Source organism: Lysinibacillus sp. FJAT-14745, from assembly GCF_001275675.1.
Lineage (GTDB): Bacteria > Bacillota > Bacilli > Bacillales_A > Planococcaceae > Lysinibacillus.
Window position 1 is genome coordinate 524,413 of record NZ_LITM01000002.1, and the last position, 11,978, is coordinate 536,390.

General features: G+C 37.6%; 8 protein-coding genes and 1 other RNA gene. 2 read left to right on the forward strand and 7 right to left on the reverse strand.

What is annotated here, in order from left to right; all coding sequences use genetic code 11:
* Position 1 precedes the first annotated feature (1 nt).
* The 7 genes from AMS59_RS03965 to AMS59_RS03990 form a co-directional block, all read right to left on the reverse strand.
* A complete protein-coding gene (locus AMS59_RS03965) occupies positions 2–1,741 on the reverse strand; it encodes a GGDEF domain-containing phosphodiesterase (protein ID WP_053482460.1) in 1,740 nt (579 codons plus the stop codon).
* Positions 1,742–2,184: 443 nt separating this feature from the next.
* An RNA gene (gene rnpB, locus AMS59_RS24045) (RNase P RNA component class B) lies at positions 2,185–2,565 on the reverse strand.
* A 60-nt stretch (positions 2,566–2,625) separates the two neighbouring features.
* Positions 2,626–2,919 (reverse strand): cell division regulator GpsB, encoded by a 294-nt coding sequence (gene gpsB / locus AMS59_RS03970; protein WP_053482461.1) that lies wholly within the window; start codon positions 2,917–2,919, stop codon positions 2,626–2,628.
* Positions 2,920–3,037: 118 nt separating this feature from the next.
* On the reverse strand, positions 3,038–4,294 hold the full coding sequence (locus tag AMS59_RS03975) for a ribonuclease H-like domain-containing protein (RefSeq protein WP_053482462.1): 1,257 nt from the start codon (positions 4,292–4,294) through the stop codon (positions 3,038–3,040).
* A gap of 422 nt (positions 4,295–4,716) precedes the next feature.
* The gene (locus tag AMS59_RS03980) at positions 4,717–6,981 is read right to left on the reverse strand and encodes a DEAD/DEAH box helicase (RefSeq protein ID WP_053482463.1); all 2,265 of its coding nucleotides are present in this window, start codon (positions 6,979–6,981) and stop codon (positions 4,717–4,719) included.
* Positions 6,953–7,339: a YppE family protein gene (locus AMS59_RS03985; RefSeq protein WP_053482464.1), complete on the reverse strand. Its 387-nt coding sequence runs from the start codon at positions 7,337–7,339 to the stop codon at positions 6,953–6,955. Before AMS59_RS03985 ends, AMS59_RS03980 begins: the two co-directional genes overlap by 29 nt.
* Before the next feature lie 574 nt (positions 7,340–7,913).
* Complete coding sequence (locus AMS59_RS03990) at positions 7,914–8,108, reverse strand: hypothetical protein (protein ID WP_053482465.1); 195 nt, start codon at positions 8,106–8,108, stop codon at positions 7,914–7,916.
* Positions 8,109–8,532: 424 nt separating this feature from the next.
* Between AMS59_RS03990 and recU the strand changes: the two genes are divergently transcribed.
* Positions 8,533–9,183: a Holliday junction resolvase RecU gene (recU, locus tag AMS59_RS03995; RefSeq protein WP_053482466.1), complete on the forward strand. Its 651-nt coding sequence runs from the start codon at positions 8,533–8,535 to the stop codon at positions 9,181–9,183.
* On the forward strand, positions 9,180–11,954 hold the full coding sequence (locus AMS59_RS04000) for a penicillin-binding protein 1A (protein WP_053482467.1): 2,775 nt from the start codon (positions 9,180–9,182) through the stop codon (positions 11,952–11,954). The genes recU and AMS59_RS04000 overlap by 4 nt, the downstream gene beginning before the upstream one ends.
* The last annotated feature ends 24 nt before the right edge of the window (positions 11,955–11,978 follow it).

Here is an 11,978-nt window from a genome sequence, read left to right on the forward strand (position 1 = left end):
ATTAATTCCTTCCTTGATGCTCTATTTCCCAATACTCCATAAACTCAATAAGTTCCTGAAGTGGCAACGGTTTGCTGTAATAATAGCCTTGAATTATATCACAGTTCATTTTACGTAGTATATCCACTTGTTGTGCTTGTTCTACACCTTCAGCAACAACTTTCATTTTTAAGCGATGCGACATTTGAATAATCGCATCTACTACTGCCTGTTTTTCATCGAGTGAGCCAATATGTTGAATGAAGCTTCGATCGATTTTTAAATAATCCAGGGGGAAGCGAACTAAATAACTAAGAGACGAATAGCCTGTCCCAAAATCGTCAATAGAAATTTTAAAGCCCATTTTCTTAAGTCGCACAAGCTTGCTAACCGTTTCATTGGCACTGTTCATCACAGTACGTTCTGTAACTTCGATTTCAAAATTGTTAGCAGACGTGTTATAACGCTCTAATATCGCTTGAACAGAGTCTAAAAAATTTTGTTGCTTAAAGTGAATGCTTGAAATATTGATGGCAACCGGAGTCTTGTAGCCACATCGACGCATCTCTATAACTGCCTTACAAGCTTTTTCTATAATTACTTCGCTTAAAGGAATGATTAATCCTGTTTCCTCGGCATAAGGAATAAATTCTGCTGGCGAGACAAATCCCAATCTTTCACTATTCCAACGTACAAGTGCCTCTACCCCTTGAATCTCTTCATCTTCCACAGATATTTTAGGCTGGAAATGAAGCTCAAATTCCCGATTTTCAATAGCTCTTCGTAATTCCGAATCTAATAATAAAACACGCTGAGAATCAGTCTTCAATTCCTCAAAATAAAATGCATAGTCGTTTAGGCCATTCTTTTTTGAATAAGTCATTGCCTTGTCAGCACAATGAATCAATTGCTCGGTTGTCTCACCTTCTGATGGATACATGCTGATACCAATACTCGTAGAAATAAAAATATCTTGACCATTAATATCTAAAGGCTGTTCAATAATCCCAATAATTTGTTCAGCAAAATTTGCGGCTTCATTGTCATTCTTAACGTTTGTTAACGTAATAATAAACTCATCTCCGCCATATCTTGCAATGATATCTTTATTTTTTAACAAGGTTTTTAAACGCTTTGCCACTTCTACTAGAATGGTATCTCCGACTGCATGACCTAACGTATCATTAATTTGTTTAAATCGATCTAAATCTAAAAAATAAACTGCATGCTGTACTGAATGAGAAATAGTAGAAGTTGATTCTAATAGATTATCCATTCTTTCAATATAAGCAAATCGATTTGATACTTCCGTTAAAGAGTCCGTTAATAAACTCTTTTCTAGTTCATTTTCTACTATTTTTCTTTCAGACAAATCTGTGAAAATACCACAGTAATTTGTAATCTCTCCCTCATCGTTGGCTACACCGACAATTGTTAACCATTCTGGATATACGTCTCCGGTTTTTCGACGATTCCATATTTCCCCCTGCCAAATGCCTTCTTGTCGTATCTTTTCCCACATATCTAAATAAAATTGCAATTCATGTACACCAGACTGTAGAACAGCTGGTGTTTTTCCAATTACTTCATCGCGTTTATAGCCAGTTACAAATTCAAATGCAGGATTGACCAATTCTATTCTTTTATCTTTATCCGTGATCATGATGCCTTCAGATACATTTTCGAAGATTTTTGTTATTAAGGCAGTAGGATATTTGGAAATCGAATTTAGCTTCTCCAGACTATCGTTCACTGAGTTCATGTTTCCGCTCCATCCTATCTCTCTTTACTACCCTCATTTTTTAGAAAAACGCTTTTGCACCAGTCTACTCATATGTAGACAATATGTATATCGTTGCGATAACAGTTTAACTTCTTTCAGCATTTTTTTCTGTAGCAGAAGTAAAGCGTCAGCTATATATGTTTTTGTAACGTAAGTGAAACGTCAGTTACATATTGTGAAAGAAGTTAAAGCTGATTCCGGACGCAATTATGCCGAAGCATAATTGATTTAGATGTTTATGTATTTTTTTGTTTAAAATCGTAGCGACAGAGGCATGACCAACGGTGTACAGCCTTATTCTCAAACGAATATCGCTCATGCCTAGACATGATTAACAAGTAACTATTTCTTACTGTATTCAAAAGAAAAGCTCTCCACCAAATTGGAGAGCGCTTGTCATTTCATAAATAAGCATCAAAAAATTCCATAAGCCATGTTTTGTTCCCGAGTACTCAAACAGCTATCGCCTCGTACGGCCGGGTAGTAATCATCTATCTACAGAGCGAACTCTGTCCCTCTATCCGTTCAATTCCTTTTAGAGAGTGCCCCTACCATAATTTGGGTTTCTCACTCGTGGGGTTTACCTCGTTCCACCTTGCATGTTTCCAAGCAAGCTACGTCACTGTGGCACTTTCAGGAAGTTTCAACCATATCATTAAGACTTAGGTTTTCCTTCCGCCGTCAGCCTTTACAGCTGCCTTACCTTATTTTTTCAGTAAGCACGAACACTACGGTCATCTCAGAACCGTGCGAGCATGGACTTTCCTCTACGACGTCTAGCGCCGCAGCGATTACCAGAATTTCATGATGATAAAAAAGATTATACTAGAGTTTTATGATAAATACAATATAATTGACAAAAATTATTCGTACAACTTACTACCAAATACGTGTTTCTCTAAATTCGAAAGACGTTTTAAAATATCAAAGTTTGTCGTACCAGCTGCCGATGCGACAGGTTGTCTCTTAGGAGTACTATCAATTTCTTCTTTTAACTGTTTATTTTCTTCTCGAAGTTGGGCCACCACTTTTTCGAACGTTTCATAGTCTTGTATTATTTCATCAAGAAATGAATCGACTTCTTCTACATTGTAGCCTTTAAAATTTTTCTTAAATTCCTTTTCTAGGATCATTTTTGACGTTAATTTAATATCCATTCACATCGCCCTTCCTCACACTACATGCGTTACATTATAGCATACTTCATCACATTATATCGTCTGAAAACATCAAATGTAAGGCTAAACTTGTCGTTTCTTGCGCTTACCCGGGAAATTATTTCTTATTTCCTAACCGGAGTAACCTCTTTTCCCAAGAAATTTCCCATTTCTCCTTTTGTTCTACTCTCCATTGCTCATTCTTTTTTATTAATTTTATACCCTCTTGCGTATAATAAAAGGCCTGGTCATAATTTTTCATTTGATGCTCATAGATCATTGCTAGCTGTTCTAATACATGCAACTTTTTTCGTGGATCAACGAAATGTAGAGCAGCCACAAATGCATCGATCGCTTCACTAAACTTTTTATTTCTTTTATGCTGTATGGCTAAATAATATTGTGCATTTCCCGCTTCAAGTGCATCAAATTGGGTTGTTACCTTTTCCAAAACTTTTTCGCTTTGTGAACCCTCTTTTAAATCAGCATACCATTTCCCGATATTTGTAAACGTTTTTGCCGATTCTTCGCTTATCTCTTCAAATAGCAAATTTGTAGAATGGACATAAAGTGTAATTAGTGAAAGTAAATCCCATTCATTATGAAGAAGGACTTTCATAAGTGCATCTGGAACACCGCTTTTGATTGCATCTAAATAAATAATAGGTGCAAGATAGCCAGGAATATCTCCAATGCGAGAAAAGCCAAGCTTCTCTTCTTCCACAGCTTTTAATTTCATTCTTTCCATATCATTTTTCCATAAACGCTTTGAACTATGCAATAAATCGATTTGTCGTTGTGTACGCAGTTTAGGTAATTCTTTTTGGTTGAGTGTCCAACGTGTTTCAAGTTGCGGCCAGTCAAAGCTTTTTCCATTGTAGGTAATAACCGTCGCGTTTTTTTGCCAAAGCTTTGATTCAAAAAGTAACGCTGCCTCATGTGCAGGATCAGCTAAAATATATTGAGTTAAAATAAAACTTTCATTTTCCTCTGATACTTCTAAAAAGCCTAGAAGAAAAATTTGTGTGCCTACACCCTTTAAGCCAGTAGTTTCCGTATCAAAAAACATTACCTTTTCATTTATTTCTAATGCATATGGATGTTCGAACTTTGCCTCTTGCCATTTTACTAATGCATCAAAAAATGATTGCAACTTATAATGACCGTGCTGATAACTAAATGGATAACGCACTTGCCGTTTAAATACAATACCGAATTCATTTTCTACAACTGTCAGTCCCGCCTTTTCCCACCGTTCTGTATAGCTTGGAGCAACAGGTTTTTGATAAGCAGGTTTATCTTCTTTTTTTATAGTTGCTGTCGTTTTTTTACCGAGCATTTTTTTCATTTGTAAAATTTTATTTTCGTAAGACATTACCTTCACCATTTTCTGCATGTAAGATTGCTAAAACTTATAGTACCTTTTTGGTTCCTGTAAACTATCTTGATGGAAAGACTGAATCACCATCACATTTAGCCTACATGCTGCCATTACCATCAGAGTGCTCATCCCAAAATTGTGAATCCCCGAATGAACAGTGGATAAAACGCTTGTTATAACATGTTTATAACACTTTCAAAATTGAGGATTGTCCTTATTTTTTACCACAAGTATAACCTATATTAATCATAGCGCATCCTTTAGCTTCTGCATAAAGAGAAGATATGCCTATTTTGGTTAAAATATTGAACGTGATTGTGTAAGATGTTAACCGTAAAATGATTTATATAATAATGAAAAAAGGGCTTGTAGGAATAGTTTTTTAGACTTTTTCCTCTTTAAGCCCTTTTAGTACTCTAATTTATAATTTGAAGAAGTTCTATTACTTTTTTCTTCGCTTGCTGTAAGCTATCTTGAGCTCCAATACAAGATGGACAGCCAGACTCACAAGCACAGCTCGTTACATGCTCTCGCGTCTTAGTCAACAAATCTTCCCATAAATCATATACCTTTTCACTTAATCCAATTCCACCTGGATACTTATCATAAACAAAAAATGTCGGTTGCTCATTATGAGTTGCCTTTACCTGTGGGACAACTGCTACATCGCTACTATCACATTGAATAAACAATGGTATAAACGCATTCATCGCATATGCAGCTCCTGTCATAGCGTCTGTTAGCTCCGCCTCCGACCATTTTTCCAGCGCAGTGAATGATAGCCACGAAGAGCTTGTGTGCATTTCATCTGGTGGTAAATGAATAGGTCCAGAACCGATATTATCGTGTGTACCGAAGCGTATTTTTTTAAATATCGTTGCCTGTGCGACTAAGCCAACATCACCGAAGCAAATAACCCCACCCTGATAATCTCGGCTCCGATCTTCCTCTAGCACCTTCATCTCAACTGCTAGATTAGCGTCAGTATAGTAATCAACATCTACTTCTCGTACATACGCTTTCTTTTCTTCCCAATCTAGCTTTTCGACTTGAAATTGAATGCCCTGATGCAAATAAATTGCCTCTTCATGTAGCAATGTCATCGCACTATGACGATCCATTTCACCAATAACCTTTGTTTGTGCAGGGATAGTCAAATCAATAATCACAACATTTTCTTGTGAAGCCGAACGAAGACTAATATCATGTGCCGGAAAACGATCACTCATCCAATGCCACTTCTCAGTCGTTTTAAACACAACGCCTTCCTCCGCTAAATATTCAAGTAACTCTTGAATTTCATATTCACCATACGTATCATGCGAGGAAAATGGTAGCTCAAACGCTGCACATTTCAAATGATCCATTAAAATTAGCATATTTTCAGGATAAATACGGGCTTCCTCAGGTGCACTGCCAAGTAAAAAGAGAGGATGGTTCACTACGTACTGGTCAAGTGCTGCTGATTGCGCTACATAAATAATTAGCGCCTCGTCCTGACGACGCCCAGCGCGACCTGCTTGTTGCCAAGCACTTGCGATATTTCCCGGGTAACCTGTCATGATACATGCTTGTAATTGACCTATATCGACGCCCAATTCAAGCGCATTTGTACTAACTACCGTTTGAATAGTACCGTCACGAAGCCCTCGCTCAATAACACGTCGCTCAGAGGGTAAATAACCACCACGATAACCTCGCACCGATTCATCTAAAAGCTTATTGCGTGTAAGTTCCTTTAAATACGTCACAATCATTTCTACGCGTACACGACTTTTAGCAAAAATAATGGTTTGAATACCTGCTGTATATAATCTTTTCGCAAGGTCACTCACCTCTAAAACAGCACTTCGGCGCACGCCAAATGTTTTATGGACAATAGGTGGATTATAAAAAAGAAATGTCTTTTTCCCAACTGGCGCTCCGGAATCGCTGATTAAGGCATGGCTTTCATTCGTTAGAGATTCCGCTAACTCTTTTGGATTTTTAATGGTTGCTGATGTACAAATAAAAATCGGCTTACTACCATAAAACTCACAAATACGTTTTAATCTTCGAATAACATGCGCAACATGTGAACCGAACACACCTTTATATGTATGCAACTCATCAATGACGATATACTTCAAATTTTCAAATAGTGAAACCCATTTCGTATGATGTGGCAAAATCCCCGAATGAAGCATATCCGGATTTGTCATCACAATATGCCCTGCCTTACGTACCTTTTGACGAATGCCAGGCGAAGTGTCCCCATCATATGTATAGCTTAAAATTTCTTCACCGCTTTGTTCGATTAATTCATTTAAATCATTTTTTTGGTCCTGCGCTAAAGCTTTCGTTGGAAATAAATAAATAGCGCGTGAATTTTTATCTTCTAGTATTTTTTGGAGTACTGGTAAATGGTAGCAATATGATTTTCCAGACGCTGTTGGAGTGACGGCAGTAAAGGAAACACCCTCCATTGCGTAATCAAACGCCTGACGTTGATGGGTATACAGTTGTTCTATCCCTCTTGTTCGAAGAGCCTTTATAAGTGAAGGATGTAAATTTTCTGGGAAAGGTGCATAATTAGCTTCACGCCCTTCAAGCGTTTGCCAGTGTAAAATGCGTTCCTTCAATTCCTCATCATATCTCCACTCGTTTAATAGTTCACTGATGGTCCTTTTTTTCGATAACATCTGTTTCTATCTCCTTCACTAGCCGTTCAAAAATTTTTAACGTATACGAGGTTGAATGAATCGCATCTAAAAAACGCTTTTTACTCGTTTCTTTATAAAAGGATTGCACAACAAATTGCTCCATCGATTCTACCGCTGAAGCAATTTGTTGTGTATGCATATATTTTGGTCGATTTTTTTGAATCCACTCATTCGCCTCTTGCTGCCATTCCTTTAAAAGCTGGTGAATGACATCAGCGTATGGCTTAACCTCAACAAAAAAGTCTGGCGTACGATTCTCCTCACGCATTTGCCAGAAGCGTGAAACACATTTATCACATTCATCTATTAATTTGGAAGTTTGCTGTATTAATAACAATTTTGCACCTCATTTCATCAATGAAGGTTCATCACCATAACGTAAGATTGACTCCGTTCCACCTGTGCACTTTCCTAAGGGCGTCCGATAAGTCGCTTAGCAACAACAACGTCTGTGCGAAAGCGTAGCGGCGGCAACAACAGGGGTCTGTGCGAAAGCCTTAACCTATTACATGTCACACGTTTCAACACAACTTTTGGTGATGAACCTTAAAATTTTATCGTATTTAGGTTGAATCCATCCTTAAAATGAAAATTCATCTGCATTTACGTTAACGCATAGTATCATTTTAAGCTAATTTTTCGAACCTACTAACATTCGTTCTACCTAAAAAAATAGTCTACTAAATTATTTATGTTATATGAGTAATTTCACTCCCAATGATGTATAAAAGCTTTATTTATGGCTCATCCAATATGCTTAAATAATCGGCATATCTTTTGAGAAAATGACATCCCTAGCTTTTGATGATGAGTTCTATTCAAGATACATCACTCATTATGGTAGATAATGTATGAAAAATACTCATATTGGGTTATTTAAATTGCATATGAGATAAGTGTACCAAAGTCTATCATTTTTCACTACTAATAGGCGAACAAGCATTCTTTACTTGCCAGTTCTTTTCTGCTAAGCTTACTTTCTGGCTAACAGATTTGAGCTGCATAAAAAAATTCATGCTTTGAGCATTGTTTTCCAAAGACACTCTCGTTAACAGTAATTGATTGACTAGATCCAACTGCGCAACTAATTGTTTTAACTTGTTCAAAATAACGCCTCCTTTGCTTTAATTTATGTATTCCTCGCATGTATAAAATTACCTTCATGCGTGACAAAATAAGCGTAAGTTAGCTGAAAGAAGAAGTATTTCGATAAATTTTAATTGAACTAATCTATTAAATTTCGTCCACTACAAAATCGTCTATCAAGTAAAAGCTAACGTGGAGTACAGTTTTTTCTCTAAATTTGCTTGGGAATTTCATCAGTTATTTTGACGATTCGCGTGAAAGAACTAGGTATATTACATGAGATTTTTCGACTTTAAGAGGCGAAAATTGCTTAAAGACCATTTTTTATTGGTAATTTCAACCATCAAAAATCTAGCATCAATCATACTATTAATGGAACTGGAGAACTGCTTCTTAATCATGGTAAACTATTGTATAATAGCAGTATTATAGAGGGTGAACTTAGTGACAATTCGTTATCCGAACGGGAAATTGTATTCCCCTAATCCAACTGTTCAAAAGACAGCAAAAAAGGGAAAGGACAAAGATTATTCTTTTAGTAATCGAGGAAAAACACTAGAAGATGAAATTAATGAAGCGAACGATTATTATGTAAAAAGGCGACTTGCTATCATTCATAAGAAACCTGTTCCCGTGCAAATCGTCAAAGTAGAGTACCCATCACGAAGTGCTGCAGTTATTCGTGAGGCTTATTTCCGAACACCCTCGACAACAGATTACAATGGTGTTTGGAACGGGCACTATATTGATTTTGATGCAAAGGAAACTGCTTCAAAATCCAGTTTTCCCCTAAAGAATATTCACGTACATCAAATGACACATATGCAGCAAGTGACGGAACAAAATGGTGTGGCTTTTATTATCGTTCGTTTCTCAGCCTTTGAACGATATTTTATTGTGCCATACGATGTTTTACAAAAGGCCTGGCTAGCGATGGAAAACGGTGAACGTAAATCGATTCCCTTTTCAACTATAGAAAAGGAAGCTTTTGAAATTCCTACAAGCTATTATCCACGGATCGATTATTTACCGATTATCCAACAGCTAATAGAAGCAAAAAGCCATGGTTCTGAAAGTGAGGAGATAGTAGAATGACTGAACGTCGTGCGACACGCGGTGAGCATCAAAAGGCTCTCGCTCAAAAAAATAAAAAAAGCGCTCCGAAACCATCGAAGAAAAAATGGTTCAAGCGCATTACGTTAACACTTGTAGCTATTATAGCTGCATGTTTTATTGGAGGTGCTGGGTTATTCGCCTATTATGCAAGTACCGCACCAAAACTAGATGAAAACTTACTGAAGGACCCCGTTTCCTCAGAGTTCTATGATAAAAACGGTGATATATTTGCAACAATTGGTGCAGAAAACCGTAAATATGTAAAATATGAAGATATACCACAGGATATGATTAACGCTATCCTTGCAACGGAAGATGTACGCTTTTTCGAACACGGTGGTATGGATTTTTATCGCCTCGGTGGTGCCATACTTGCTAACTTCCGTGATGGCTTCGGGGCACAAGGGGCCTCTACATTAACACAGCAAGTTGTCAAAAACTCATTTTTACAAAATGAGAAAAAATTAAAACGTAAGGCACAGGAAGCTTGGCTTTCCTTCCAATTAGAACGTAAATATTCAAAAGAAGAAATTTTTGAAATGTACTTTAACAAAATGCTGATGTCAGGTCGTGTTTATGGCTTCGGAACAGCAGCCCAATATTTCTATGGTAAAGAGCTAAAAGATTTAACTTTAGATGAAGAAGCATTACTTGCAGGTTTAGTACAACGTCCAAATGCTTACAATCCATTGAAAAATCCTGAACTTGCAGAAAAACGTCGTAATACGGTTCTAGGATTAATGTATCAACATGGTAAAATTACAAAAGCTCAGATGGAGGAAGCGAAGAAAGTAAACATTCAAGCTGGTTTAGCTGACGACGCAACACGTCAAAAATTTTCTGGCTCTAAATATGATGCCTTCCTTGATGTCGTTATTAATGAGCTAGAGAAAAACGGTGATGGTAGTGCAATGGCGGAAGGAATTAAAGTCTATACTACACTTGATCCGAAAGCACAACAAACTGTTGAAAACATTATGAATGATGACAGCAATTTCCCAACAAAAAAGATTCAATCAGGTGTGGCTGTCATTGATACGAAAACTGGTCAAATTCAAGCAATCGGTGGCGGGCGCCATTACGGGGCTGCACGTGGTTACAACTATGCATATGACTTACACCATCAACCAGGCTCAACAATGAAGCCATTACTAGATTATGGACCAGCAATCGAAAATTTAAAATGGTCAACAGGTCAAACACTTGTGGATGAACCTATGAACTACACTAGTTCGAAACAAACCATCACCAACTGGGATAATAAATATATGGGAGCAATAACAGCACGTAAAGCTTTATATGCTTCACGTAACGTTCCAGCTGTTAAAGCATTAAAAGAGGTTGGTATTGATAAAGCACAAGAATTTGTTGGTCGTTTAGGTATTAATGCTAAAAATGTTTATGAATCTGATGCGATTGGTGGTGGGGATATAACGTTGTCTCCTACTCAAATGGCAGCTTCCTATGCAGCATTTGGGAATAATGGTGTTTACACTGATCCTTATTCGATTACAAAAATCGTTTACCGTGATGGTAAAACAACAAAAGACTACACACCAGAGCCAACTGTAGCAATGAGTGATTATACAGCTTATATGGTGACAGATATGTTACGTGACGTTGTCGGCAATAAGCCTGATGCATCAGGTACTGCAGCCAATGTATCTGGGTTAGATATCGCAGGTAAAACAGGTACAACAAACTATTCTAGCGCTGATTTTAACAAGCATAATTTACCGGATACAAGTGTGCCGGATTCATGGTTCGCTGGTTACACATCAAACTATTCGATCGCTATTTGGAGTGGTTATGAAAAACACTTTGATCCAATTACAACTTGGGATGAACGTCGTTTACCACAACATTTATTTAAACAGATTATGAAAGATATTTCGGCGAATGTTGAAACACCACGTTTCAAAAAACCAAACTCAGTTGTGGAAGCTACAATTGAAGCAGGTACAAAGCCGCTTAAATTAGCAAGTGATTTTACTCCAAGTGAGAAACGTCGTACAGAACTATTTGTACGTGGTACAGAGCCTAAGGAAGTTTCAAATGAATACGCAATGCCAGAACTTTCTTCACCATACAATGTAAGTGCAAGCCTTGATACAGAAGGTCAATCTATCAATATTTCTTGGGAGCATGATGCCATGCTTAATCCGGATACAAATGAACCGCTACCAACTACCTTCGAGGTATCCGCTACAAAAGAAGGTGGAGAAACTATTTCTCTTGGTAAAACGGATAACAAAGGCTTAACAATTAGCAACAAACAACTGGAAGATGGCAAATACACGATTTCTGTTGTAGCAGTTGTAGATGGTACACGTAGTAAACCAGGGACAACTTCCTTCCAAGTAACAGGTACGACTGATGAAAATAAAGAGCCAGATACTCCAGATAAACCGGATGTTGAGGAACCATCGGCACCTGATCAAAATGGCAACAACGGAGACAACGGTAACCACAACGGTAACGGAAATGGTAACAATGGTAACCACAACGGTAACGGTAACGGAAATGGTAACAGTGGCAATAACGGTAACAGTGGCAACAATGGCAATAACGGTAACGGTGGTAACAATGGTAACAATGGCAATGGTAACGCTGGTGGGAATGGTAACAGCGGCAATACAGGAAATAACGGTACCCCCCCAGGTAACAATGGCAACAATAATGGTAGCAAGCCACCAACAACGCCAACTGAACCAACCGTACCAGATGATGGTACTGGTAGTACTGAATAAAATAAAGCAGAGTAGCTCAACGCT